At 59.9% G+C, this 25,903-nt stretch carries 25 protein-coding genes, 1 tRNA gene and 1 pseudogene; 20 read left to right on the top strand and 7 right to left on the bottom strand.

All coding sequences use genetic code 11. The annotated features are described in order from the left end of the window. The first annotated feature begins 147 nt into the window (after positions 1–147). Together AC09SL_RS15055 and AC09SL_RS15050 are read left to right on the top strand one after the other, a co-directional pair. Positions 148–1,458, top strand: a complete 1,311-nt coding sequence (locus AC09SL_RS15055; RefSeq protein ID WP_058544291.1) for an MFS transporter — start codon at positions 148–150, stop codon at positions 1,456–1,458. Between the two features lie 59 nt (positions 1,459–1,517). Next, positions 1,518–2,321, top strand: a complete 804-nt coding sequence (locus AC09SL_RS15050; protein ID WP_058544290.1) for an IclR family transcriptional regulator — start codon at positions 1,518–1,520, stop codon at positions 2,319–2,321. A 6-nt stretch (positions 2,322–2,327) separates the two neighbouring features. Here the strand turns inward: AC09SL_RS15050 and AC09SL_RS15045 are convergent, their stop codons facing one another. Continuing rightward, positions 2,328–3,380: an NAD(P)-dependent alcohol dehydrogenase gene (locus AC09SL_RS15045; RefSeq protein ID WP_058544289.1), complete on the bottom strand. Its 1,053-nt coding sequence runs from the start codon at positions 3,378–3,380 to the stop codon at positions 2,328–2,330. Positions 3,381–3,559: 179 nt separating this feature from the next. Between AC09SL_RS15045 and AC09SL_RS15040 the strand changes: the two genes are divergently transcribed. Next, complete coding sequence (locus AC09SL_RS15040; protein WP_058544288.1) at positions 3,560–4,450, top strand: AraC family transcriptional regulator; 891 nt, start codon at positions 3,560–3,562, stop codon at positions 4,448–4,450. Positions 4,451–4,570: 120 nt separating this feature from the next. Here the strand turns inward: AC09SL_RS15040 and AC09SL_RS15035 are convergent, their stop codons facing one another. Next, positions 4,571–6,235 (bottom strand): electron transfer flavoprotein-ubiquinone oxidoreductase, encoded by a 1,665-nt coding sequence (locus AC09SL_RS15035; RefSeq protein WP_058544287.1) that lies wholly within the window; start codon positions 6,233–6,235, stop codon positions 4,571–4,573. Between the two features lie 547 nt (positions 6,236–6,782). On the opposite strand from AC09SL_RS15035, the gene AC09SL_RS15030 reads away from it, so the two are divergent. The 12 genes and pseudogenes from AC09SL_RS15030 to AC09SL_RS14975 form a co-directional block, all read left to right on the top strand. Further along, a complete protein-coding gene (locus AC09SL_RS15030; protein ID WP_014339477.1) occupies positions 6,783–7,532 on the top strand; it encodes an electron transfer flavoprotein subunit beta/FixA family protein in 750 nt (249 codons plus the stop codon). Between the two features lies 1 nt (position 7,533). Beyond that, entirely contained in the window at positions 7,534–8,463 is a 930-nt protein-coding gene (locus AC09SL_RS15025; protein WP_058544286.1) for an electron transfer flavoprotein subunit alpha/FixB family protein, read from the top strand. Positions 8,464–8,538: 75 nt separating this feature from the next. Further along, entirely contained in the window at positions 8,539–9,363 is an 825-nt protein-coding gene (locus AC09SL_RS15020) for a substrate-binding periplasmic protein (RefSeq protein ID WP_058544285.1), read from the top strand. 9 nt (positions 9,364–9,372) lie between these two features. Continuing rightward, positions 9,373–9,732, top strand: a complete 360-nt coding sequence (locus AC09SL_RS15015; protein ID WP_003204190.1) for a DUF4398 domain-containing protein — start codon at positions 9,373–9,375, stop codon at positions 9,730–9,732. Beyond that, positions 9,729–10,538, top strand: a complete 810-nt coding sequence (locus tag AC09SL_RS15010; RefSeq protein WP_058544284.1) for an OmpA family protein — start codon at positions 9,729–9,731, stop codon at positions 10,536–10,538. The genes AC09SL_RS15015 and AC09SL_RS15010 overlap by 4 nt, the downstream gene beginning before the upstream one ends. 200 nt (positions 10,539–10,738) lie before the next feature. Then, positions 10,739–12,181, top strand: coding sequence for an aminotransferase-like domain-containing protein (locus tag AC09SL_RS15005; RefSeq protein ID WP_014339472.1), 1,443 nt, complete (start codon positions 10,739–10,741; stop codon positions 12,179–12,181). Between the two features lie 85 nt (positions 12,182–12,266). Continuing rightward, positions 12,267–12,743, top strand: a complete 477-nt coding sequence (locus AC09SL_RS15000; protein WP_058544283.1) for a hypothetical protein — start codon at positions 12,267–12,269, stop codon at positions 12,741–12,743. A gap of 148 nt (positions 12,744–12,891) precedes the next feature. After that, the gene (locus AC09SL_RS14995; protein WP_003204182.1) at positions 12,892–13,146 is read left to right on the top strand and encodes a YkgJ family cysteine cluster protein; all 255 of its coding nucleotides are present in this window, start codon (positions 12,892–12,894) and stop codon (positions 13,144–13,146) included. 53 nt (positions 13,147–13,199) lie between these two features. Further along, positions 13,200–13,808, top strand: coding sequence for an START domain-containing protein (locus AC09SL_RS14990; protein ID WP_058544282.1), 609 nt, complete (start codon positions 13,200–13,202; stop codon positions 13,806–13,808). Between the two features lie 141 nt (positions 13,809–13,949). After that, complete coding sequence (locus AC09SL_RS14985; RefSeq protein ID WP_058544281.1) at positions 13,950–14,186, top strand: hypothetical protein; 237 nt, start codon at positions 13,950–13,952, stop codon at positions 14,184–14,186. Positions 14,187–14,387: 201 nt separating this feature from the next. After that, positions 14,388–14,729 carry a ribonuclease E inhibitor RraB gene (locus AC09SL_RS14980; RefSeq protein ID WP_003179463.1) on the top strand — a complete coding sequence of 114 codons (342 nt, stop codon included), beginning with the start codon at positions 14,388–14,390 and terminating at the stop codon, positions 14,727–14,729. 81 nt (positions 14,730–14,810) lie between these two features. Then, positions 14,811–14,969 (top strand): annotated as a pseudogene (locus AC09SL_RS14975) (alpha-E domain-containing protein); the annotation flags it as partial. Between the two features lie 189 nt (positions 14,970–15,158). Here AC09SL_RS14975 and AC09SL_RS14970 read toward each other — a convergent pair. Then, positions 15,159–15,971, bottom strand: coding sequence for a c-type cytochrome (locus AC09SL_RS14970; protein ID WP_058544280.1), 813 nt, complete (start codon positions 15,969–15,971; stop codon positions 15,159–15,161). A gap of 608 nt (positions 15,972–16,579) precedes the next feature. Between AC09SL_RS14970 and AC09SL_RS14965 the strand changes: the two genes are divergently transcribed. The 3 genes from AC09SL_RS14965 (at position 16,580) to AC09SL_RS14955 (ending at position 20,780) form a co-directional block, all read left to right on the top strand. Beyond that, complete coding sequence (locus tag AC09SL_RS14965; protein WP_058544279.1) at positions 16,580–17,785, top strand: acetyl-CoA C-acetyltransferase; 1,206 nt, start codon at positions 16,580–16,582, stop codon at positions 17,783–17,785. A 26-nt stretch (positions 17,786–17,811) separates the two neighbouring features. Next, positions 17,812–19,956: a 3-hydroxyacyl-CoA dehydrogenase NAD-binding domain-containing protein gene (locus AC09SL_RS14960; RefSeq protein WP_058544278.1), complete on the top strand. Its 2,145-nt coding sequence runs from the start codon at positions 17,812–17,814 to the stop codon at positions 19,954–19,956. Positions 19,957–20,045: 89 nt separating this feature from the next. After that, entirely contained in the window at positions 20,046–20,780 is a 735-nt protein-coding gene (locus tag AC09SL_RS14955; protein ID WP_058544277.1) for an amidotransferase, read from the top strand. A 124-nt stretch (positions 20,781–20,904) separates the two neighbouring features. On the opposite strand, the gene AC09SL_RS14950 is transcribed toward AC09SL_RS14955, so the two are convergent. The 3 genes from AC09SL_RS14950 to AC09SL_RS14940 form a co-directional block, all read right to left on the bottom strand. Further along, positions 20,905–21,876: a magnesium and cobalt transport protein CorA gene (locus AC09SL_RS14950; protein WP_058544276.1), complete on the bottom strand. Its 972-nt coding sequence runs from the start codon at positions 21,874–21,876 to the stop codon at positions 20,905–20,907. Between the two features lie 134 nt (positions 21,877–22,010). Beyond that, positions 22,011–22,733 carry a 1-acylglycerol-3-phosphate O-acyltransferase gene (locus AC09SL_RS14945; protein WP_058544275.1) on the bottom strand — a complete coding sequence of 241 codons (723 nt, stop codon included), beginning with the start codon at positions 22,731–22,733 and terminating at the stop codon, positions 22,011–22,013. 337 nt (positions 22,734–23,070) lie between these two features. Continuing rightward, positions 23,071–23,760, bottom strand: coding sequence for a crotonase/enoyl-CoA hydratase family protein (locus tag AC09SL_RS14940; RefSeq protein ID WP_058544274.1), 690 nt, complete (start codon positions 23,758–23,760; stop codon positions 23,071–23,073). A 308-nt stretch (positions 23,761–24,068) separates the two neighbouring features. Between AC09SL_RS14940 and AC09SL_RS14935 the strand changes: the two genes are divergently transcribed. After that, positions 24,069–24,158: transfer RNA gene (locus AC09SL_RS14935), tRNA-Ser, on the top strand. A gap of 327 nt (positions 24,159–24,485) precedes the next feature. After that, positions 24,486–24,983, top strand: coding sequence for a nuclear transport factor 2 family protein (locus AC09SL_RS14930; RefSeq protein ID WP_226920954.1), 498 nt, complete (start codon positions 24,486–24,488; stop codon positions 24,981–24,983). A 10-nt stretch (positions 24,984–24,993) separates the two neighbouring features. On the opposite strand, the gene AC09SL_RS14925 is transcribed toward AC09SL_RS14930, so the two are convergent. Further along, positions 24,994–25,809: a DUF1206 domain-containing protein gene (locus tag AC09SL_RS14925; protein WP_058544272.1), complete on the bottom strand. Its 816-nt coding sequence runs from the start codon at positions 25,807–25,809 to the stop codon at positions 24,994–24,996. Positions 25,810–25,903: the final 94 nt, after the last annotated feature.

Here is a 25,903-nt window from a genome sequence, read left to right as displayed (position 1 = left end):
CAGGCAGACCGGGTCATCGTTTATCGCGGGCAAGCCTTGCTCCCACGGGTCTTGCTCCCACAGGGTCTTGCTCCCACAGGGTCTTGCTCCCACAGGGTCTTGCTCAATCCTTGCCGTATTCGACAAATATAAAAAGAGGCACCTCACATGCAAGCGCACACCCTGAGCGCGCAGGCGTCGTTGGTGACGCCCAGCCGCAAGCGTTTTTTCATCATGGTCCTGCTGTTCATCACCGTGGTGATCAATTACCTGGACCGCAGCAACCTCTCGATCGCCGCCCCGGCATTGACCAGCGACCTGGGCATCGATCCGATCCACGTCGGGCTGATTTTCTCGGCATTCGGCTGGACCTACGCCGCCATGCAGATCCCCGGTGGCTGGCTGGTGGACCGGGTGCCGCCGCGCATTCTGTACAGCGTGGCACTGCTGTTGTGGTCGGTGGCCACGGTGATGCTGGGTTTTGCCGCCAGTTTCATCGCGTTGTTCGTGCTGCGCATGGCGGTCGGTGCCCTGGAAGCACCGGCTTATCCGATCAACAGCCGCGTGGTCACCACCTGGTTTCCTGAGCGCGAGCGGGCCACGGCCATCGGTTTCTACACCTCCGGGCAGTTTGTCGGGCTGGCTTTCCTGACCCCGGTATTGGCCTGGCTGCAACACACCTTCGGTTGGCACATGGTGTTTGTCGCCACGGGCGCGGTGGGCATTCTCTGGGCGGCGATCTGGTACGCGGTGTATCGCGAGCCACGGGATTTCAAAGGCGCCAACGCCGCCGAAATCGAACTGATCCGCGAAGGCGGCGGGTTGGTGGATATCCAGGCCGATACCGCCAAGGCCAAGGCGAAATTCAGCTGGACCGACCTGGGGACTGTCCTGACCCAGCGCAAGTTATGGGGCATTTACCTGGGGCAGTTCTGCCTCAACTCCACGCTGTGGTTTTTCCTGACGTGGTTCCCGACCTACCTGGTGAAATATCGCGGCATGGACTTCATCAAGTCCGGCCTGCTGGCTTCGTTGCCGTTCCTCGCGGCGTTTGTCGGCGTGCTGTGCTCCGGGTTCTTCTCCGACTGGTTGATTCGGCGCGGCGCCACCGTGGGGTTTGCGCGCAAGCTGCCGATCATTGGCGGGTTGCTGATCTCGACCTCGATCATCGGCGCCAACTTTGTCGAGTCGACGCCGCTGGTGATCGCCTTCCTGGCCCTGGCGTTCTTCGGCAATGGCCTGGCGTCGATCACCTGGTCGCTGGTCTCCACCTTGGCGCCGGCGCGGTTGCTCGGGCTGACGGGAGGGGTGTTCAACCTCATCGGCAACCTGGCGGCCATCGCCACGCCGATCGTCATAGGCTTTCTCGCCAGCGGCGATTCGTTTGCCCCGGCCATCACCTATATCGCTGTTCTGGCACTGGCTGGCGCGCTGTCCTACATTCTGCTGGTCGGGAAGGTCGAGCGCATCGAGTTGTAGTCCGACGGGGCGGGCGACCATAATGCCGCCCGTTCCCCGCTCACTGTTGAAGGCCGGCTATGCAGCAAGACGATCCAAAAATCACCAAGGACGCCGCGCCCACAGGCACGCAGACATTGTTGCGTGGTCTGGGTGTGGTCCAGGCGGTCGCCAGCGGCGCCCGCGACTTGAAGGAAATCGCCCGGCTGATCGGCACCACCCGCAGCACCACCCATCGCCTGGCCAGTTGCCTGGTGGACGAACGTTATCTGCGCGTGGTGCCGCAAGTGGGCTACCTGCTGGGGCCGAAATTGATCGAGCTGGGCTTTCAGGCCCGGGAAGAGTTGCCATTGGTGAGCCTGGCGGGGCCGTATCTGGACGAGCTGTCGGCGCTCACCGGGGACACCGTTCACCTGGCGATTCGCGAAGGTGACGAAGTCTTGTACCTGTTGAAGAACCCTGGGCGCAACGGCCCGGAAATGCGCTCGCGCGTAGGCCATCGCATGCCGTTGGCGCGCACCGGGATCGGCAAGGCGCTGATGCTCGATGACACTCAGGAACAATGGAAGCGGCTGTATGAAATCAGCCTGCCAGCCGGTGGGAAGAATCAGTTCTGGCCCCAGCATCAAGAGCAATCCTGGGAGCAGTTCCAGCAACGGATGGTTGAATATGTGGCGGGGGGTTATGCCTTCGACCTGGAGGACAACGAGCCGTCGATTCGCTGTGTAGCGGCGCCGATCCGTGACGCCGGCAAGCGCATCGTCGCCGGTATCAGTATCGCCAGCACCGTGCCGTACATGCCGCTGGAAAAGATGGCCGAGCTGATTCCCCTGGTCAAAGGGGTCACAGCCCGGCTGTCGGCGGAACTGGGCGCCAAGGTTTGACGAACGTCAGGCCTTGAGCGTGGCCATGTCGATGACGAAGCGGTACTTCACATCCCCGGCGATCATGCGGCTGTAGGCCTCGTTGATCTGGCGGATGTCGAGCATTTCAATGTCGCAGCTGATGTGGTGTTCGGCGCAGAAATCCAGCACCTCTTGGGTTTCCGCGACACCGCCGATCAGCGAGCCGGCCAGGACGCGGCGACCCATGATCAGTTTTGCCGCATGTACAGGCGGTTCGACCGGTTCGACCAGGCCTACGATGATGTGTACGCCGTCGAAGCGCAGCGTGTCGAGGTAGGGATTGAGGTCGTGCTGCACCGGAATGGTGTCCAGCAGGAAGTGGAATCGTCCGGCTGCGGCGGCCATCTGTTCGGCGTCGGTGGACACGATCACATGGTCCGCACCCTGGCGACGGGCTTCTTCGGCCTTGCTCGCCGAGCGGGTGAACAACGTCACTTCTGCGCCCATGGCCTTGGCGAACTTGATGCCCATGTGGCCCAGGCCGCCCATGCCCAGCACGCCAACCTTGTCGCCAGCCTTCACGCCGTAGTGCTTGAGGGGCGAGTAGGTGGTGATGCCGGCGCAGAGAAGTGGCGCGGCGCTGGCCGGGTCGAGTGCTGCCGGAATGCGCAGCACAAAGTGCTCGCTGACTACTATGCTGTTGGAGTAACCGCCCATGGTGTGGCCGCCACTCACGCGGTCCGGGCTGGCGTAGGTCTGGGTCATGCCTTCGAAACAGTATTGTTCCAAGTCAGCGCGGCAGGCTTCGCACTCGCGGCAGGAGTCGACCATGCAGCCCACACCGACCAGGTCGCCTGCTTTATAGCGGGTGACATTCGCACCGACGGCGGTGACTTTGCCGATGATTTCATGGCCGGGCATCAGCGGGTAAACGGCGATGCCCCATTCATTGCGGGCCTGGTGGATGTCGGAATGGCAGACGCCGCAGTAGAGAATGTCGATCGCCACATCGTCGGCTCGCGGGCTGCGACGCTCGAACTTCATGGGGGCGAGGGGAGTGGTGGCCGATTGAGCGGCATATCCGATGGCTGTGTACATGATGGACCTCGCTAAGCTGTGAACGGTGAGGGGTTCATTCTGGGAGTCCTGGCGGCCGGCGGCGATGGCGATTCCTCCGCCTGTCATGCCTAATCCTCCGGTCTTGGCCAGGATTTGATCCTCTGTGGCGTCAGAGCTGCGATGATGGTTTCATCCCTTTTTTCGTGAAGTTTTCGCCCATGTTGTTGACCCGTCATCTCGATGCCAACGCCACGCTGGTTTCACTGATAGAACCCCTGGCGACCCGCGACGGTTTCGTCCCTACGCGACTGCCCGGCGTGCAAGCGCTTCGCGCCAGCCAGGACGTCGCCCGTGGTCCGCAGCTCTACGAGCCGAGTCTTGTGATCATCGCCCAGGGCAGCAAGTTGGCGTACCTGGGGCCGCGCACTATGGAATATGGTGCCGGGCACTATCTGATCCAGGCCTTGCCGGTGCCGTTCGAATGCGAAACCTACGCCATGCCCAATGCTCCGCTGCTTGGAGTTTCCGTTGCGATCGATCGGGCGATGTTGGGGGAACTGGTGCTGGCCATGGGGCTGGTGCCGGGGCGGAGCCTGGCGCCCCAGACACCGGAATCGATGACCTGCGCCGTGCTCGATGACGCCATGCGTGGGTGTGTCGAACGCTTGCTGCGCTGCCTGCACGATCCACTGGAATGCCAGGTCATGGGCCAGGCGCGGCTGCGGGAGTTGCTGTTCGTCGCGTTGCGCGGGCCCCAGGCCGATGTGCTGCGGGCGCTGGTGGAGCAGCAAGGCCAGTTCGCCCGGATTGCCGCGGCCCTGAGCCATTTGCATGCGCACTTCACCGAGCCGCTGAACGTCGAGACCTTGGCCAGTTGCGCGAACATGAGCGCTTCGACCTTCCACGAGCATTTCAAGCGCAGCACCTTGCTGTCGCCCGTGCAGTACCTCAAGCGCTTGCGCTTGCTCAAGGCCCAACGGCTGCTGCTCATCGAGGGCATGGGCGTGGCCCAGGTCGCCCACCAGGTGGGGTATCAGAGCTCGTCGCAGTTCAGTCGGGAGTACAAGCGCTACTTCGAGCGCAACCCCGGGGAAGAGCGCGCGGCCTGAGTCTCTGAAATTTCTTGTGGGAGCGGGCTTGCTCGCTCCCACATCGGGCAGCGGTGTTTCTTCGATGGCAGGCAACAAAAAGGCCCCCATTGCGGGAGCCTTGATGTTCAGCTCAACGGCTTACATGTTCGGGTAAGTCGGTCCGCCAGCGCCTTCCGGTGACACCCAAGTGATGTTCTGCGAAGGGTCCTTGATGTCACAGGTCTTGCAGTGCACGCAGTTCTGGGCGTTGATCTGGAAGCGTTTCTCACCGTCTTCCTTGGTCACCACTTCGTACACGCCGGCCGGGCAGTAGCGCTGGGCCGGTTCGTCGTACAGCGGCAGGTTCTTGCTGATCGGGATGCTCGGGTCGGTCAGCTTCAGGTGGCAGGGCTGTTCTTCTTCGTGGTTGGTACCGGAGATGAACACAGAGCTGAGTTTGTCGAAGCTGATCTTGCCGTCCGGTTTCGGGTAGTCGATTTTCTTGCAATCGGCTGCCAGCTTGAGGCAGGCGTAGTCGGGCTTGGTGTCGTGCAGGGTGAGCGGTATTTTGCCGCCAAAGATGTTCTGGTCGATCCAGTTGAAACCGCCGCCGATGATGGCGCCGTATTTGTGGATCGCCGGGCCGAAGTTGCGGCTGGCGAACAATTCTTCATAGAGCCAGCTGGCTTTGAAGCGGTCGACGTAGCTGGTCAATTCATCCCCGCCTTCGCCGCCGGATAGCAACGCTTCAGCCACCGACTCGGCGGCGAGCATGCCGGATTTCATCGCGGTATGGCTGCCCTTGATCTTGGCAACGTTCATGGTTCCCAGATCGCAGCCGATCAATGCGCCACCCTTGAAGACCATTTTCGGCAGCGAATTGATACCACCCTTGGCCAATGCTCGGGCGCCATAGCTGACACGCTTGCCACCTTCCAGGTACTGCTTGAGCACTGGGTGATGCTTGAGGCGCTGGAACTCGTCGAACGGCGACAGGAACGTGTTGCTGTAGGACAGGTCGACGATCAGGCCGACCACCACCTGGTTGTTTTCCAGGTGATAGAGGAAGGAACCGCCGGTGTTCTCGGTGCCCATGATGTCCAGCGGCCAGCCGGCGGTGTGCACCACCAGGCCGGGTTGATGCTTGGCCGGGTCGATTTCCCAGATTTCCTTCAGGCCGATGCCGTAGTGCTGGGCGTCGGCCTCGCTGTCCAGGTTAAAGCGCTTGATCAGTTGCTTGCCGATGTGGCCACGGCAGCCTTCGGCGAACAGCGTGTATTTGCCACGCAGTTCCATGCCAGGGGTATAGAGGCCTTCCTTCGGGTTGCCTTCGCGGTCGACACCCAGGTCGCCGGTGATGATCCCGCGCACCACGCCGTTCTCGTCGAACAACGCTTCCTGGGCGGCGAAACCCGGGTAGATTTCCACGCCCAGGTTCTCGGCCTGCTGGGCCAGCCAGCGGCACAGGTTGCCCAGGGAAATAATATAGTTGCCTTCGTTGTGCATGGTCTTGGGCACGAAGAAGTCAGGGATTTTGCTCGCGGCCTCGGCGTTTCTCAGGACATAAATGTCATCGCGCACTACAGGCGTGTTCAACGGGGCGCCGAGTTCTTTCCAGTCCGGGAACAATTCGTTCAGGGCGCGGGGCTCGAACACCGCACCGGAGAGGATGTGTGCACCGACCTCGGAGCCTTTTTCGACCACGCAGACGCTGATTTCCTTACCGGCTTCGGCGGCCTTCTGTTTCAGTCGGCAAGCGGCAGACAGGCCAGCGGGGCCGGCGCCGACGATGACCACGTCGAATTCCATGTATTCGCGTTCCACAGGGGCTCTCTCCTACTCAAGGCTCACGGTTTTTTCTAATTGGAGGTTTGGCGTTGCATCCGTTGTTTCCTTCGCGAAAAGCGACGAAAGCGACAATGGATGAGACGCGGGTCTCTCTTAAGCGGCGCATTATATCTACACCACTCTCAGGGTCCAATACAAACGTTTGTTTGAAATTGCCGCAGCCCAGATAAATCACTGACGTACGGCTTATGACTGACCATTTTGCCGTATTGACCGGAATAGGCGTTCCGGTCAAGATACGGGCGGTTTTGCGCTCGCCGTAGGCTGACTGTTGGTTTCAAGAGCACCTCTAAAGACAGGGCGAAGGCAGCACAAAGTGACGCATTGCGTGGTTCTGACGCGCAGTTTACACGCCGCGATAATGAATGACTCATCGGTCATCACTGACGAATGGTCTTCACTCCCGTGAGCTGGGTCATGTGTGGTTCATGCCGGCGTTTTTAGAGGTGCCCTTGCGCCCATGAGCATCAACCGCCAGGTTCGCCTAGGCGACTTTTTTTCACCGGAGAGTAACGAGGAATCCATGAAGGTTCTTGTAGCTGTCAAACGAGTGGTCGACTATAACGTCAAGGTTCGCGTCAAGGCGGACAACTCCGGCGTCGACCTCGCCAACGTCAAGATGTCGATGAACCCTTTCTGCGAAATCGCCGTAGAAGAAGCCGTGCGCCTGAAGGAAAAAGGCGTGGCGACTGAGATCGTCGTCGTCTCCATCGGCCCGACCACCGCCCAGGAACAACTGCGCACCGCGCTGGCACTGGGTGCCGATCGCGCCATCCTCGTCGAATCCGCCGAAGACCTGACCTCCCTGGCCGTGGCCAAGCTGCTCAAGGCCGTAGTCGACAAGGAACAGCCATCGCTGGTGATCCTCGGCAAGCAGGCCATCGACAGCGACAACAACCAGACCGGCCAGATGCTCGCGGCATTGAGCGGCTACGGTCAGGGCACCTTCGCGTCCAAGGTCGAAGTGTCCGGCGACAGCGTTGCCGTGACCCGCGAGATCGACGGCGGCGCGCAGACCGTTTCCCTGAAACTGCCAGCGATCGTCACCACCGACCTGCGTTTGAACGAGCCGCGTTATGCGTCGCTGCCAAACATCATGAAAGCCAAGAAGAAGCCGCTTGAAGTGCTGACGCCTGACGCTTTGGGCGTTTCCACCGCCTCCACCAACAAGACCCTCAAGGTCGAAGCGCCGGCTGCACGCAGCGCGGGCATCAAGGTCAAGTCGGTGGCTGAACTGGTCGAGAAACTGAAAAACGAAGCGAAGGTAATCTGATATGACTATCTTGGTAATCGCCGAACACGATAACAAGGCGCTGGCTCCGGCTACGCTGAACACCGTTGCTGCTGCCGCTAAAATCGGTGGCGATATTCACGTGCTGGTGGCTGGCCAGGGCGCTGGCGCCGTGGCTGAAGCCGCTGCGAAAATCGCTGGCGTGGCCAAAGTGCTGTCGGCTGACAACGCCGCCTACGCTCACCAACTGCCGGAAAACGTCGCGCCACTGGTAGCCGAGCTGGGCAAGGGCTACAGCCACATCCTGGCTGCAGCCACCTCCAACGGCAAGAACATCCTGCCGCGCGTGGCCGCTGCACTGGACGTCGACCAGATCTCCGAAATTATCTCGGTAGAAAGCGCCGATACCTTCAAGCGTCCGATCTACGCCGGCAACGCCATTGCCACCGTGCAATCGAGCGCTGCGGTCAAGGTCATCACCGTCCGCGCCACCGGTTTCGACCCGGTTGCCGCAGAAGGTGGTTCGGCTGCTGTTGAAGCGGTAGGCGCTACCCACGACGCCGGCATCTCCAGCTTCGTCAACGAAGAACTGGCCAAGTCCGATCGTCCTGAACTGACCGCCGCCAAGATCGTCGTTTCCGGCGGCCGTGGCATGCAGAACGGTGACAACTTCAAGCACCTGTACGCCCTTGCCGACAAGCTGGGTGCCGCCGTCGGCGCCTCCCGCGCCGCGGTCGACGCTGGTTTCGTACCCAACGACATGCAGGTCGGCCAGACCGGCAAGATCGTTGCGCCACAGCTGTACATCGCCGTCGGTATCTCCGGCGCGATCCAGCACCTGGCCGGCATGAAAGACTCCAAGGTGATCGTTGCGATCAACAAGGATGAAGAAGCGCCGATCTTCCAGGTGGCCGACTACGGCCTGGTCGCGGACTTGTTCGAAGCCATCCCTGAGCTGGAGAAGCTGGTCTAATCCCGCGTCTTCACTTATAAAGAGCCCGGCCCTTTGGCCGGGCTTTTTATTTGCGCATCAGAGGAGCGTATTGCCATGGATCTGAGCCGTTTGGCTGGCTGGTCGTTGCTGTGGACGTTGGCGCTCGTGCCAGGCCTGTCTGTCGCCGCCGGCAAATGTGAACGACTGATCGCCACCGGCAGCCCGGATGCGCCGCCCTATCTCTGGCAGGACCCTCAGGACCCCAAGCACTTGATTGGCGCCGGTGCCGACCTGCTGGCGCACGTCGCGCAAGAACTGGGGATCAAGATCGAACTGCTGTATGCCGGCAAGCGCGCTCAGGCGTTGGACGAAGTGCGCAGTGGTCGCATGGACCTGCTCACCGACGCTCCGTTGACGACCAGCGGGCTTGAAGTGATGGATTACGTTCATCCGCCCTTGCTCGAAAACGATCACCTGGTCTGGACCCGCAAGGACTCGACGCTGGTCATCAACCAGCCCGCAGACCTTCACGGTCATCCCGGGGCCTTGTCGGAAAAGGCCCGAATGACCCAGGGATTCGGCGTCTTTGCCGAGCAGCAATTGTCCCTGGTGCGCACGCCCAACCTGACCCAGGCCTTTCAGAAACTGCTGCTGGGCGAGGTGGAATATGTCCTGGCGGGGCGCTACTCGGGCCTGGCAATGGCGCAGACACTGGGGATGGCCAACGACCTGCAAGCCGCACCGCAACCGGTGGACAAACCCGGGCTGTTTCTCGCGATTTCCCATAACTCCGCCTGCAATGACCCATGGTTACGCGGACAGCTGGCGCAAAAGATGACAGAATTGGCCGCGTCCGGCCTGGTGGAGGCTGTGTTGCAACGCAATCTCGAGCGTTGGAATACACAGTTGCAGCCATCTGTCAGCGCCCCAAAACAGTAGGGAACATTAGTGACTATTCGACCTCTTTTCGCTGCCCTGGCCGTTCTGGCTCTGGCGGGTTGCGCAGCCGATCCAGCGCCGAATGAACAGATCCGCCTGACCGAACAGGCACTGGAGCAAGCCCGGGCCGTTGGCGCCACTGCCGACGAAGTGCCCGAATTGAAACTGGCTGAAGAAAAATTCGCCCGCGCCAAATCCAACATGGCCGACGAATCCTACAAGAAGGCGCGCATGCGGGCCGAACAGGCCGAACTGGACGCCCGCCTGGCCGAAGCGAAGGTGCTGACCCTCAAGAGCCAGGAGCAACTGAACGTGCTCGACACCCGCATCAAGCGCTTGCGCAAACAGTTGCGGGAGGATGCCCAATGAAGCACTCCCACGTATTGGGCGGCCTGGTCCTCGCTGGCCTGGCCAGCTTGTATGGCTGCGCCGGCCAGCGCAGTGAAGCGGCGCTGGAGCAGGCCAGCACCGACTTCCAGAAGGTCAAGGAAGACGCCAACGTCTTGCGTGCCGCGCCCCGGGACGTGATCCGCGCTGGCGAATCCCTGGCCCGTGCCGATCGTTTGTCCAGCTATTGGGGCAGCGGCGAAGATGTGCAGCATTACGCCTACCTGAGCCAGCGCTACAGTGCGATCGCCCGGGAGCACAGCAACCAGGTGCTCAACGAAGAACGCGCGGCGAAACTCGAACTGGAACGCCAGCGACTGCAACTGGCCCTGCGTGAATCCAAATTGCTGAGCGTGCAGCAGCAGGGCAAATGGCTTGAAGAACAGATCATGGCGATGGCGACCACACAAACCGATCGCGGTTTGGTGATGACCTTGGGTGACGTGCTGTTCGACACCGGCGAAGCGGAACTGAAGAGTTCGGCCAACCGGGTCGTGCTCAAGATCGTGCAGTTCCTGCAGCTCAACCCCAAGCGCGTGGTCCGTATCGAGGGGTACACCGATAGCACCGGCGGCAAGCAGGAAAACCTCAAGCTGTCTCGCGACCGCGCGCAAGCGGTGGCGGATGTGCTGGTGGACCTGGGGATAGACGAAAAACGTATCCAGGTCGAAGGCTACGGTGATCAATACCCGGTAGACGTCAACGCCTCCGAGCGTGGCCGGGCACAGAACCGTCGCGTTGAAATTGTGTTCTCCGACGAAAAAGGCCAGCTCGGCGCCGCCCGCTGAGGGCTGCGTCACTGGAAAACCCGGCCCCTGTAAAAGGCGCCGGGTTTTTTTGGCCCTGCAATCGATGCATGACGAGTACAGTTAGAGCTGTCACTCCACTGTACTGTCGAGTAATCTGGCAACTGTCCCAGTACACTTCTAAACTGTTCCGGTATCGTTTCCGACAAGAATAAAATGCCCGTGAAATCGAGTGCTGCGTCATGACCAACCTTCTGCTCTATCAACGTATTGCTCAACAGCTGGCTGAAGACATCCGGCGCGGTGTGTATCAGCCCGGTGAACGCGTGCCTTCGGTGCGCAAGATGAGCTCGCAGCTCAATGTCAGCCATGCCACGGTGTTGCAGGCCTACGCCAACCTTGAAGACCAGGGGCTGATTCGCGCACGGCCGCAGTCGGGCTATTACGTGCACCAGACGCCCGCCCTGACGGCGCCGACGCCAGACATTGCCCGGGTAGAGCGTCCAGGGCTGGTGACGCGCAGCAGCATCATCCAGCAAGTTTTGGTCGAGTCGCGCCGCGAAGGGGTGTTTCCCTTGGGCGCGGCGGTGCCGAGCGTCGACTATCTGCCTGTCCGGGCCCTGCATCAGCAGTTGGCCAAGGTCACGCGTTTCCACAGCCCGCGGGCGTTCAGCTACATGTTCAGCCCGGGCTTCGAGCCGTTGCGCCGCCAAGTGGCGATTCGCATGCGCGATGCCGGTGTCGTGGTGGACCCTTCCGAGGTGGTGATCACCCACGGCTGTGTCGATGCGCTGCAAATGTCCTTGCGAGTGCTGACGCGACCGGGGGACTTGATCGCCGCCGAATCGCCGACCTATTACGGCTTGCTGCAACTGGCGGATCTGTTGGGCCTCAAGGTCATCGAGATCCCCAGCGACCCGGTCACCGGCATGAGCCTGGAGGCCTTGCAGCTGGCGGCCAACCAGTGGTCGATCAAAGCGCTGGTGCTGACCACGCGCCTGAGCAATCCTCTGGGCGGAACCATGCCCGAAGAGCGGCAAAAGCAACTGCTGCGCCTGGCGTCGGACTTCGATATCCAGATCGTCGAGGACGATATCTATGGCGAGTTGATGTTCGAACAGGGGCGCACCAAGGCCCTCAAGGCCTACGACCGACTGGACAGGGTCATCTACTGTTCGAGTTTTTCCAAGACGTTGTCGCCAGGTGTGCGCATCGGCTGGATGATCGCGGGCAAATTCCAGCAGGAAATCCAGCGGCTCCAGACCTTCAGCACGCACTCGGCCTGCAGCGTCACGCAGATGGGCATTGCCGCGTATCTGGAAAATGGCGGCTATGACCGGCACTTGCGCTATATCCGCCAGGAGTACCGCAAGAACCTCAGCGCCTTCCAGCTGGCGGTGCAACAGTACTTCCCCGAAGGCACGCAGATGAGCCGTCCCACCGGAGGTTTCATCCTGTGGGTCAGCCTGCCGGGGCGGGTCAATACCCAGGAGTTGCATGTGCGGGCGTTGCAACAAGGCATCAGTATCGCGCCAGGGCTGATTTTCAGTAACACCGAGCAGTTCAACCACTGCATTCGCTTGAACTGCGGCACACCCTGGAACCGTGAGGCGGAGCGGGCCTTGATGACGCTGGGGCTGTTGGCCACTCAATTGTGCCAAGAGACGGCCAACGGATTTCTTTAGACGTCAGCGGCTTGGCTCGATGTGCTTGTCAGCGTCTCATTATCAGGCGAGCATGGGGGTCCCTGTCGTCAGTGCCGTTGTGTCTATGAAAGCCATTGTTCCTGCTGCCTGGGTTTTGATCGGCCTGTTGAGCGCCTTCCACATGGGAGGCGTGGTCGCGGCAACGCCAGCGCAGGAAAAACCGGCTGCCAGTGCCACGAAAGATACGTCGAAAAAAACGGCAGTGGCCAAGAAGCCTTCCACTAAAAAGGCAGCTCCCGCGAAGAAAAAGCGCGCGCCCATCGCTTCCAAGAGCAAATCCGCCCGCGAGGTCGCCAAGACCCCATTGCCGCCGGCCAAGCTGGACCTGAGCCTGCCCCGTGAGATGGTCGAGAAACTGCAGCCACCGGGTAAGGTGGTGCAGTCCAAGCGTGAGCCCCTCTTGCCGTCGATGTTCGGCGAGAAACCCGGGCCGTTTCAGCTCAATGGCCGTTTGTTGAGCAATGAAATGCAACTGCCGCTGCGCAACCAGGAGCGCTATGAGGTGGAAGGCGCGGCGCTGGATTTCGAATTCAAGCAATAAACCTTCGACAGGCCTGTCGCTCGTCGCTGACCCTTCGGTCATCTCGCCGTGGGCAAAAAAACACGCAGACGGTAATTTAAAACGAGTGTTTTAGCCGTTACTCTGTGTTCTGTTACCAACCATTACCTGTCGTGAGGATGTTGTCGTCATGAAATGCCGTGAAGGCTGTGGCGCCTGTTGCATCGCGCCTTCCATCAGCTCACCTATCCCTGGCATGCCCCAAGGCAAGCCGGCGGGAGAACGTTGCGCGCAATTGTCGGTCGATAACCTGTGCCGGATCTTCGGCCAGCCGGAACGTCCGGCAGTGTGCTCGGCGTTCGAAGCCGACATCGAGGTGTGCGGTAGCAGCAGTGAAGAGGCCATCCGGCTGATCGGTTGGTGGGAACAAATCACGGCAGCGTAATGAGTCAATGAACGGATCTAACCGAACGAACTTGGACAATAAGGAAAAGAACTATGGGTTCGCTGCATCGTATGGCTGTGTTGTGTGGGTTGACCGTGTTGCTGGCAACGGCCACCGCTCAGGCAGAGGACTGGCAGGTTGCCAAGGAGAAGGACGGTATCAAGGTCTCCCTCAGTGAAGTGGCGGGCTCCAAATACAAGGCCTACCGCGGCGTGACGGTGATGAAGACCACCATGGCCAAGCTGCGGGCCCTGCAGGAAGACGTTCCCGGTGCCTGCGCCTGGATTCATGAATGCAAGAGCCAGAAACTGCTCAAGCACGAGGGCAATCAGAGCTGGACCTACACTCAATTCAACACACCATGGCCGGTGACGTCCCGGGACTCGGTGCTGGAAGTCACCACCGAGGAGGGCGCCGACGGCAGCCTGACCCGCAAGCTCAAGGGCGTGCCGAAATACCTCCCCGAGGAGAAAGGTTTCGTGCGGGTGACCCAGGTCGACGGTTTCTGGAAGTTCACGCCAAAGGGCGCCGACCAGGTCGAGGTGATCTATCAGGTCCACACCGAACCAGGGGGTGACGTACCGTCCTGGCTGGCGAACAAGTTCGTGGTGGATGCGCCGTTCAACACCTTGAAAGCCTTGAGGGAACGCGCCGAAAAGTGATCGGCCACGGCTGCACTGCAAGAGACCGCCCCAGAGGCGGTCTTTTCATGTCTGCCGTCCAGACACCCGGCGGAACGATCGACCGGCCACCAATGTCGAGATAAAGGTAAGCCAGCCCCTGAATTGATCAAGGAGACACTGATGCAAAAGTGGGAAATCACTTTCATCGACGATCACGGTGAAACCACCGTCGAGCAGTTCGACCATGACCGGGAGCCCACCATGGAGCAGGCCGCCCAATTGATTCGCGAAAGATTGCTTCCAGTGCTCAAGCGACTGGATCTCAACGACTTGGAAAATCGCACCGAGGACCCGACTGTCAAGAATCTCAAGTCCCAAAACAGCATTGAAATTCTCAGCATTACACCGATTTCATGAAACGCTGCCTGGTCTCGCTTGGCAGTGGCTGCCACTTGCGGCTACTCTGCAATTGAGATCAGCGAAAGGATCGCCAAGGTCCGGTCTTGTCAGCTACATGCTTGTGTCCCGACGGTTATTTGATGCCGTACCGCTTGCAGCCTGAGGGCTTCATGCACGGGAAGACGGAAAGTCTATCCATTGGTTTCAGGAGGACGTTTCATGAGCACAGCCTATCAAGAAGACATCAGCACCAGCGTATTGCGCCGCATGAAAGAAGGCGGTTTCGATTTTTCCCGATTCCATCCCATTGAGTTCTACGCCATTTTCCCGGACGAGGAGCGGGCGCGCAGGGCGGCAGGTCATTTTCGGGGAGAATCGTTGAACGCGCAGATCAGTGCACGGGACGACGGCGCTTGGTCATTGGAACTGAGCCGGGTGATGTACGCCACTTACGACGACATTGGTGACTTCGAGCAAGACTTCGAGGCAGTCGTTGAACCCCTGGGTGGTGTGATCGAGGGCTGGGGTGTCAAGCAAGAGATCCGGCGCCTGCAGGCCTGACAGTCACTCACCGCCACCACAGCAACGGCTGACCTTTGTGTCGGCCGTTTTCATGTGCGAGCCACACCACCATTGGCAATCCTGTGTGGGAGCGGGCTTGCTTGCGAAGATGGCGGTGCGCGAAGCCGACCTGCTGTTTCCGAGCGCCTGCTGCATTTCTTTGCCCGGGAAGCGGCCAACCCGGTCAGTATCTACAGCTGCCTCGGCGCCGCGCGAGCCAGTGCCCACGCGGTACGTGGGTGAATTACCGACGGGGGCCTGATAACCCTTCAACGGGGGAGCTTTTGTGGCGAGGGGATTTATCCCCGCTGGGCTGCAAAGCAGCCCCAAAACAGACAACTCAATCCGTCTGGCACACTGCTGAGTCTGGGTTCAGGGCCGCTTCGCGCCCCAGCGGGGATAAATCCCCTCGCCACAAAAAAAGCAATCTCACGGGGCCAATGGCTGCTTGCGTCCCGCCATATGCTTCAAATAACCCACCAGCAAATCCAGCTCCGAGTCCGGCAGCACCGCAGCCGAGAACCCGGGCATCTTGCCCTGGGGCCAGCGACGCAGCGCTTGCGGGTCGCGAATGTAGCGCTTGAGGAAATCCCCGGAGAAGTATTCGGTCGGGTTGAAGGGGATGTTCAAGTCTGGGCCGAACTGCGCGTCGCCTGCGCCATTGAGCCGGTGGCACGCCAGGCAGTTTTTCTGGAACAGCTCGAAACCTTTATTGATCGGGTCGTCCTTGGCCAGGTTGGACGCCGGCAGCAGGGCCGGAAAGCGCTCGGCCACGGCTGACAGGCGCTTGATGGTCGCCACGGCGTAGGGCCATTGCTCCGGGCTGATGTGGCCAGCCTGCGGATCGGTCCACACCAGGTAGAAAGGCCCGGCACTGTGCTTGCCTTCCCCCAGCGGCGGCCAGGGCTTGGCCGGGTCCTCGATCGCCAGCCAGGCCCGGGCCCCATTCTTGTTGAGTAACGGCGCTGCAGGCATTTCGGCAGCGAAGCCGTCCAGGGCAACGGCTTGCAGATGGTCGTCCGCTTGGACGCCCGTCAATAGTGCCGCCAGCGGCACGGCTCGATAGCTCATCGGTTTCTTGTAGGAAACGTCATCAGCGATCTGGACCGTTTGAGCGTCCGGGTGTTTGAGCAGTTCTTCGGTTTGCCAGGTGCGCGTGCCCACGCCCAACTCCAGCACCAGTTGGGCGGCGTAGAGGGGCGTGCTGAGCAGCAACGCCCCGAACACAATAAGAGCTTTCAAGTCGTTCGCCTTCCATGTCGAGAGGTGCCGCAAAGGTTGGCACAGCCATCGCGGCTCGAACAGAGAACCCGTCACATTTTTTGGCGACACAACTAACGAATGATGCAGATGCCCTCGCGCAGGATTCAGCCAATCACCTTGGTGATATTCGGCAAAATCAACAGCAGCGTCGTGGCAAAGAGAATGAGTCCGGCTTGGCGAACTTTCGAATGTTTGAACATGGCTGACCCGCCTTTATTGTTATTTCCTAAAAGCCAGCCTGCATATCCATGGCGGCTGGCGTTGCACTTCCTGTTTGACAAGCGCCTCGGCAAAACCCGACGACTTTCTTGTACAAGGATTACATTAGGGGCCGCGGCCGCCTTGGCTTAGATCCAATTCATATCAGCTCGGTGAGGGCGGCTCTAAAAAAGGTATGAGGCCTATTGCCACCTTCCTGCCGGCCCTTTTGCTAGACAGCTTGCCCTCCTGAATCGGTTAACCCGATAGCTCGCTACCGTTCGTCTGAGCGTGGCCGTCAACGCCATTGAGCGCTGTGGTCATTGAATCCAGCGCCGCTGGGCTTATGGTTGGAGGCATCGCATTACCCCCGTGGTTTCGAGGACGTCATGACCCAAGCTTTGATTTTCGACGCATTACGCACGCCCCGTGGCAAGGGCAAGGCCGATGGCGCCTTGCACAGCGTCAAGCCGGTGAACCTGATGGGTGGCCTGCTCAGCGCCTTGCAGCAGCGCATGGATCTGGACACCAGCCAGGTCGATGACATCGTGCTCGGTTGCGTGACCCCGGTGGGCGAGCAGGGGGCTGATATCGCCAAGACCGCGGCGCTGGTAGCCAATTGGGATGTCAGCGTGGCGGGCGTGCAACTCAATCGGTTTTGCGCCTCGGGCCTGGAAGCGGTGAACCTGGCGGCCATGAAAGTGCGTTCCGGGTTCGAAGACCTGGTGGTGGCCGGCGGCGTCGAGTCCATGTCCCGGGTGCCCATGGGCAGCGATGGCGGCGCGTGGGCGCTGGACCCGCAATCCAACCTGCACGGTCACTTCGTTCCCCAGGGCATCGGCGCCGATCTGATCGCCACCCTGGAAGGCTTCAGCCGCGAAGACGTCGACGGCTACGCTTTGCACTCCCAACAAAAAGCGGCACGCGCCCGGGCCGACGGTGCGTTCAATAAATCTCTGGTCGCCGTGCGGGACCAGAATGGCATCGTGCTGCTGGACCACGACGAATTCATCCGTGCCGACTCCACGCTCGAAGGCCTGGGCAAGCTCAAGCCGAGTTTCGAAGCCATGGGCCAGATGGGCTTCGATGGCACGGCGCTGCGCGTCTACAGCCATGTCGAACGAATCCATCATGTGCACACGCCGGGCAACAGTTCCGGCATCGTCGACGGTGCGGCGTTGATGTTGATCGGTTCCGAAGCCAAGGGGCGCGCCATGGGCCTGCAACCCCGGGCCCGGATCGTCGCCACCGCCGTCACCAGCACCGACCCGACCATCATGCTCACCGGCCCGGCGCCGGCCACCCGCAAGGCCCTGGCCAAGGCCGGGCTGCGGGTGGAGGACATCGACCTGTTCGAAGTCAACGAAGCCTTCGCCTCGGTGGTGCTCAAGTTCATCAAGGACATGGCCATCGACCCCGCCAAGGTCAACGTCAACGGTGGCTCCATCGCCATGGGCCATCCCTTGGGCGCCACGGGGTGCGCAATCCTTGGCACGTTGCTCGACGAATTGGAGGTGCGGCGCCTGCGTTATGGCCTGGCGACCCTCTGTGTCGGCGGCGGCATGGGCATTGCCACCGTCATTGAACGCCTCTGAGCCCCGACTTCAAGGAACACTTTTTCATGACCGATGCCATTCGTTACGAAACCGGCCAGGACCGGATCGTCGTCCTGACCCTGGACCTGCCGGGCCAGAGCGCCAATACCATGAACGCGGTGTACCGTGAGGCCATGGCCGCCTGCGTCGCCCGTTTGCAGGCTGAAAAGGACTCGATTGCCGGTGTGATCATCACCTCGGCCAAGCACACCTTCTTCGCCGGCGGTGACCTCAATGAATTGATCAAGGTCGGCAAGCCCGAGGCCAAGGCTTTCTACGACAGGGTCCTGCTGCTTAAAGCGCAACTGCGAGCCTTGGAGACCCTGGGCAAGCCCGTGGTGGCGGCCATCAACGGCGCGGCCCTCGGCGGTGGTTGGGAGATCTGCCTGGCCTGCCATCATCGCGTGGCCTTGGATCTGCCATCGGTGCAACTCGGCTTGCCTGAAGTCACGCTCGGCCTGTTGCCGGGCGGTGGCGGGGTGGTGCGGATGGTGCGTCTGCTCGGGTTGGAAAAGGCCTTGCCGTATATGCTCGAGGGCAAGAAGATCAACGCGCAACAAGCGCTGCAGGCCGGTTTAATCGATGAGCTGGCGAAGGATCGTGACGAGATGCTGGCCAAATCCCGGGCCTGGATTCTTGCCAACCCCAGCGTCATCCAGCCCTGGGATGCAAAGGGTTATCGACTGCCGGGCGGCACGCCGTCTGACCCGAAAGTTGCGCAAATGCTGGCCATCGCCCCTTCGATCCTGTGCAACAAGACCCAGGGTTGCCTACCGGCGCCGGAGAAAATCCTCTGCGCAGCGGTGGAGGGCGCCCAGGTTGATTTCGACACCGCGCACTTGATCGAAACCCGCTACTTCACCGAACTGACCACCGGCCAGGTGGCGAAGAACCTGATCGGCACCTTCTGGTTCCAGCTCAACGAGATCAAGGCCGGTGGTTCTCGCCCACAGGGTTTTACGCCTTATCTGACGAAAAAAGTCGGCGTTCTCGGCGCGGGCATGATGGGGGCGGGTATCGCCTATGTCAGCGCCATGGCCGGCATCGCAGTGGTACTCAAGGATGTCGATCTGGCGGCAGCCGAGAAGGGCAAGGCCCGTTCGGCGGCGTTGCTGGATAAAAAGGTCGCCCGCGGTCAACTCACCGCCGAGCAGCGCGAAGCCACGCTGGCGCGGATTCACCCCACCGACAGCAACGCAGACCTGGCCGGTTGCGACCTGATCATCGAAGCGGTGTTTGAAGATCGCGCCCTGAAAGCCAGCGTATCGGCTGCCGCCCAGGCCGTGGTGGGCGATGATGCGGTGATCGCTTCCAACACCTCGACCTTGCCCATCACCGGCCTGGCCATGGCTGTGCCGGACCCGACGAAGTTCATCGGCCTGCACTTCTTCAGCCCGGTGGAGAAAATGCCCCTGGTGGAGATCATCAAGGGCGCGCGTACCAGTGACGCGACCCTGGCTCGGGGTTTCGACTTTGTCCTGCAGATCAACAAGACGCCGATTGTGGTCAACGACAGTCGCGGCTTCTTTACGTCCCGGGTGTTCGGCACCTTTACCAATGAAGGCATCGCCATGCTCGGCGAGGGCGTGAGTGCGCCGATGATCGAGACCGAAGCGCGCAAGGCCGGGATGCCGGTCGGGCCTCTGGCGATCGCTGACGAAGTTTCCCTCAGCCTGATGAGCCATATCCGCGCGCAAACCGCCAAGGACCTGCGCGCAGAAGGGAAAACGCCGATTGAGCATCCGGCGTTTGCTGTGATCGACTTGCTGCTCAACGAATACAAGCGACCGGGCAAGGCCGCTGGCGCCGGTTTTTATGAATACCCAGCCAATGGGCAAAAATACCTGTGGCCGCCGCTCAAAAGCCGCTTCGAGAAAGCCGACGGGCAGATCTCCCCGCAGGATATCCGTGATCGCCTGCTGTTCATCCAGGCCCTGGAAACCGTGCGCTGCATGGAGGAGGAGGTGCTGACCTCGACGGCCGACGCCAACGTCGGTTCGATCTTCGGCATCGGCTTTGCCGTCTGGACTGGCGGTGCACTGCAGTTCATCAATCAATATGGCCTGCAGGACTTTGTCGGTCGTGCCCAGTATCTGGCCGAGCAATACGGCGAGCGCTTCTCACCGCCGGCCTTGTTGTTGGAGAAAGCCGCCCGCCACGAACTGTTCTGACAGACCCGGGAAGGGGCTTGCCTTGGGACCGTGTTTCAGGGCAGGCTCTGGGGTGTGCAATATTCCCATCATCGTGTCAGGTATTTTTTATGTCGCTACGCATCTGCATTCTGGAAACCGATATCCTGCGTCCAGAACTGGTCGACCAATATCAGGGTTACGGGCAGATGTTCCAGCGCCTGTTTTCACAGCAGCCCATCGCGGCCGAATTCGTTGTGTACAACGTGATGGAGGGGCATTACCCCAGCGATGACGAGCAGTTCGACGCTTATCTGGTGACCGGCAGCAAGGCTGATTCCTTCGGCACCGACCCTTGGATTCAAACCCTCAAGACCTACCTGCTGGAGCGCTACCAGCGCGGCGATAAATTGCTCGGTGTGTGCTTTGGTCACCAGTTGTTGGCGTTGTTGCTGGGCGGCAAGACCGAGCGCGCCAGCCAAGGCTGGGGCGTCGGTACCCATCGCTACAAACTCGCCGCCAAGGCGCCTTGGATGAGCCCTGTGATGGAAGAACTGACCTTGCTGATCAGTCATCAGGACCAGGTCACTGAATTGCCCGAAAGCGCAACCGTCATCGCCTCCAGCGACTTCTGTCCGTTCGCCGCCTACCACATCAATGACCAGGTGCTGTGCTTCCAGGGCCACCCGGAATTCATCCACGATTATTCCCGGGCCTTGCTGGAGATTCGCCAGCAACACCTCGGCGAGCAGATCTATAGCCAGGGCGTGGCGAGCCTTGCCCACGAGCACCACGGCACCACGGTGGCGGAGTGGATGATGCGTTTTGTCGCTCACAAGCCGCAGGCCGAAGCCACCCAGGGCTAAAGATCACGACTCTCTAATGTGGGAGCGAGCTTGCTCGCGATCGCGGCGGATCAGTTGGCGTTGATGTTGGATGTGCCGCCGTCTTCGTCGGAACGCCGCACCAATCCCAGCGAAAAACGCTGGCCTACAACCACCCTGATCGCTTGAAGCTCCACCACAGCGACGAGCAGCCCACCGCAATAACCCCCAGCACCGCGAAATACCCGTACTGCCAACTCAACTCCGGCATGTCCTGGAAGTTCATCCCATAGATCCCGGCCACGGCCGTGGGAAACGCCAGGATCGCCGCCCAGGCCGCGAACTTGCGCTGCACCACGCTCTGGCGCGACGCTTCGAGCAGCACGCCGACTTCGATGGTCTGGCTGGCGATGTCGGCCAGGGTGGCCAAGTCTTCCATTTGCCGTGTGACATGAATCTGCACATCACGGAAGTATGGGCTCATGTTCTTGTCGATGAAGGGGAAGTCGAGCCGCTGCAACTCTTCACTGATCTCCACCATCGGCGCCGCGTATCGACGCAGGCGCAACACGTCGCGGCGCAAGCTGTGCAGGTTCTGGATATCCCGCTCGTTCAGGGAGCTGCACATGACGTTGCGCTCCAGCTCATCGATTTCGGCGTGAATGGCCTCACCCATGGGCTGATAGTTTTCAATCACGAAATCAAGGATGGCGTAGAGGACGAAATCTTCCCCGTGTTTCAGCAAAAGTGGACGTGCCTCACAGCGCTGCCGGACGTGGGCGTAGGACGCTGAGTGGCCATTGCGAGCGGTGATGATATAGCCCTTGCCGGCAAAGATATGGGTTTCAATGAATTCCAGCTTGCCGTCCTTGCGTATCGGCGAATACGTGACGATGAACAGCGCATCGCCAAAGGTCTCCAGCTTGGGACGACTGTGTTTCTCCATGGCGTCTTCGATCGCCAATTCGTGCAGGTTGAATTGACGCTGCAGGTTGGTCAGTTCCACGGCGCTGGGCTCTTCGAGACCGATCCATACAAAATGACCAGGTTTGGCAGCCCAGGCGCTGCCTTCGTCGAGGGTGATATTGGTGATTTTCTTACCGGCGCTGTAGACCGCAGCAGCAACGACTCTACCCATAATGGTGGTTCACTTCTTATTGGAAATGGCAGTGGCAGGCAGCTTCAAGCTTAACGCGCCCTGTAGCTTGAGAGTCAGCAAAATCTGCGGAGTTCGGCGGCAAAAGAAAACCCGCCACGAGGCGGGTTTTCCATTCAGGCGGCTTGCAACTGCCGATCCATTGTCGCGATGCATTCGCGCATCTGTTCACGGCATTGGGCAATGAGCCCGGGCATGTCATCCATGCTCAACCCGGCCGTAGGAATCGCCGGCAATGAACGTATGAGGATGTCACCGCTGCGCCAGCGATTGAGGCGCATGTGCTTGATGTAGCTGCTGACGCACACCGGAACAATCGGCACACCGGCGGCTATTGCCATCTGGAAGGCGCCTTTCTTGAACGGCAACAGGTCCTTACCCAGATTGCGCGTGCCCTCCGGAAAAACCCAGATCGAGGTGTCCTCGTGCTGCAACGTATGGGTGGTGGTCAACATTGACTGTCGCGCCTTGATCGCGTTGCCGCGGTCGATCAACACGTTGCCCGCCAGCCAGAACAATTGCCCGAACAGCGGCACCCATTTCAGGCTCTTCTTGCCAATGCACACGGTACGGCGCGGCACCACGTTGCCGAACATGAACAGGTCATAGTTGGATTGGTGGTTGGCGATGATGACGCAGCCGTTGGGCTTATTCACCAGCGAGTCGACTTGTGCCTGGACCCGCAGGCGCAAAATGCACATCGCCGGCAACGCATACAACCTTGCGCATAAACGGCTGTTGTCCGGGTTGAATGGCCGGCACAGACCCAGAAGCACCCCGAGCACGCCAGCCAGTACAAAATGCAGGCCCATCAACAACATACGCAATACAAACAGCATCTACAGGCCCCATCGGGACAAAAGGTGGCGCAGTGTACGGATGTGCACTGTTTTCGGCAATTGCCGCTATAGAGGTAGGAAATGGACGATGTTTAAGCGCATGTTTCCACATGGCGTGACAGAAGCGACCTAGAGCGGTTGCGGACTTTTAAACGTTTTATGTAGGAAAAAACCGAACTCTAAGGAAGGACTGAACCTGTGGCGAGGCAGCTTGCTCCCGCTGGGCCCGTAGGAGCTGACGAGCGGAGCGAGGCTGCGATCTTTAGATATTTCGCTTCGAACTCAATTGGTAGTGAAAAGATCGCAGCCTCGCTCCGCTCGTCAGCTCCTACAAGCGTCAGCCCAGGTGCTCCTGATCCAGCAGAATCGCACTGTCCAGCGTTTCCAGCAGGGCCTTGCGAACTTTCAGCTTGGTGTTCTTGTGGGCGGTCATGTTGATCTTTTTCAACTGACGCGCCGCTTCCAGGGCCGCGCCCTGCAGTTCTTCGGCCGACACCACCTTATCGAGGAAACCGGCATCCACAGCGCCCTGCGGATTGAACATCTCGGCATTGATTACCGAGCGATGAAACGCCGACTTGCGCAGTCGATCACGGGCCAGCTCGATACCGGCGTGGTGCATGGTCATGCCGATCTGCACTTCGTTCAGGCCGATGCTGAACGGTCCTTCCACACCAATGCGATAGTCCGCCGAGAGCAGCAGGAACGCACCCTTGGCCACCGCATGCCCCGGGCAAGCGACAACGACAGGGAAGGGGTGCGACAACAGGCGACGCGCCAGGGTCGAACCGGCCGTGACCAGGCTCACCGCTTCCTTGGGACCGGCGGTCATCACCTTCAGATCGTAGCCACCCGACAAAATCCCCGGTTGCCCGGTAATGATCACCACCGCCCGATCCGCCGTCGCCTGATCCAGCGCAGCGTTGAACGCGGCAATCACATCCGGCGAGATGGCATTGACCTTGCCGTTGTTCAAGGTCAGGGTCGCGATACCGTCTTCGAGATGGTAGGCAATCAAGTCGCTCATGACGCTATTCCTTGTAAGAGAAGTGACGCAGACGTTACCCACCGCCGCAGGCCAGGTAAAGCGCCGTGACTGACTCACCGGTCAGCCCCAAGCCCCGCAAACAGCCTGGCCCGCCCATCCCGCTTCGCCTTCATCTATAGAGCAGCGCCTGCATAGCCCCGAAGATTGGCCGGTTTGCCATGCCCAGGCGCGTTTGAAATGCCCGACCAAGCTTAACCGCATGAAAATTCTGAAAAAAACCTTTGCCATCGGAAAAGCTTTCGACTACATTAGCGCGCCTCGACAGACTGAACAGTTTGCCGAGATACGGTGAAGTGTCCGAGTGGCTTAAGGAGCACGCCTGGAAAGTGTGTATACAGGAAACTGTATCGAGAGTTCGAATCTCTCCTTCACCGCCACATTCTACAAACACAAACCCCTGATTTTCCTAGAGAAAGTCGGGGGTTTGTGGTTTTTGGCGTCTGGAAATACACAAGACACATGGAAGATCCAGGAATAAGCACGCCCCCCCTGTAGGAGCGAGCTTGCTCGCGATGACGGCCATACATCCAACATCAAAGTGACTGACCCACCGCTATTGCGAGCAAGCACGCTTCCACAGTGGCCTTATTACCAAACAGCATCAGGCAACCTCACAGCAGCATCGGGCAAAAGCTTCTTAGCACAGGTCGTTAAGGTTCTCTTGGAAGAGCATCTTATCCATTGCACTGCCGTGAGAGAACATCATGACCACATGGATGAATTTGGCTTGGCGCGTCCAGGCTCTTGCACTGTCTTTAGTGTTTTTAACCAGCAACGTCTGGGCTTCGGAAAACGCTCAACATGCCAATACGGATCGGGTCCGCCAGGCGTTCACGAATTGGCAGCAAGGCAAAGGCACAGCGTTCGATCTGCTGGCGCCCAACGCCGTATGGACCGTGACCGGATCAAGCCCCGTATCGGGTGTGTATGACAGCAAGGAAGATTTACTGGAGCAGGCCGTACGGCCTATCACGGCTCGGCTGGCGACTGCGGTTTCCCCCACTGTCCAAAGCATTATCGCCGAGGGCGACGTTGTGGTCGTTCTGTGGAGTGGAGAAGCCACGGCCCTGGATCGCAAACCCTACAACAACACCTACCTGTGGCACATGACATTCAGGGATGGCCAGGTCATCGCGGTAAAAGCCTTTCTGGACACCTACGTGCTGAACGATCTTATGCGTCGCGTACAACCTGTGCAGTAATAAGTAGGCGCTATGTGTTCGACATTCCAGGCACGTCCATGTTGATCTTGCGCCAGGCCGCTTCGGAAAAGCTGTAGACCGAAAACGCGATCAGCCCCAATGCCATCACCATTAAAACCACACCACCGGCCGGCAGGTTTTGCAGTGCATCGAGGGCGTCTTTCATGCCGGGTGGGTCCATGGCTTTATAGGTCGAGCCACTGATGATCAGCAGCAGGGCGATTTCAATGAAGACGACGCCCCGGGCGATAAGACCGAACCGCGATATCGGACGCACGTACCGCATGACGTCCTCGTCTGCGTCAAAGTACTTCTCGAACGACGCCTTCCAGCCCTTGATGATATGAGCAATGCCCACGCCAAGCGGTATCAGTGCGATGAGGTAAATCAGCACGTTCGAATGGTCCCAGGACAATAGGCGTGCAAGTAGATCCTGGGCATCTCCCCCTCCGGAATTACCCGAGCTTTTAAGACCGCTGATGAGCAACCCCAACGCAAAAAAAGCCAGGGCACCGTTGATCAAGCCTCCAGCCAACAGTCCCCCCCGAATCACCAAGCCTTTGAACTCTTTACCGTGATGGTCGACATCACGCGTTGCCTGCAACAGGCGCCATCCGGCGAAAGCCAGTAAACCCATCACCACCAGGCCGACTAAAACATGGCCGAATGGCTGACTTAACAATGCTTCCAGGCTGCTGTGGCTATCCTTCGATTTGCTCGAGTCTTGAGCCGCCAGCAAAGCGAAGATACCAATGATCAGATAAATAACGCCCCGAGCGGCGTAGCCGCCTCGTGCCAGTAAAACGAGGCTTTGGTGTGGGGACATAGGAGCAGATTCCGAAGAGGTCATACAGGAGCAGACCCAAGGTATTGCGAGGGGTTCGATTGGTGTTCGAGTGTCCACGGCTGTGTTTTTTTGC

Source organism: Pseudomonas sp. PF05, assembly GCF_056521845.1.
The sequence above is the reverse complement of the archived record's forward strand: the minus strand, read 5'-3'. Positions and strand labels throughout refer to the sequence as shown.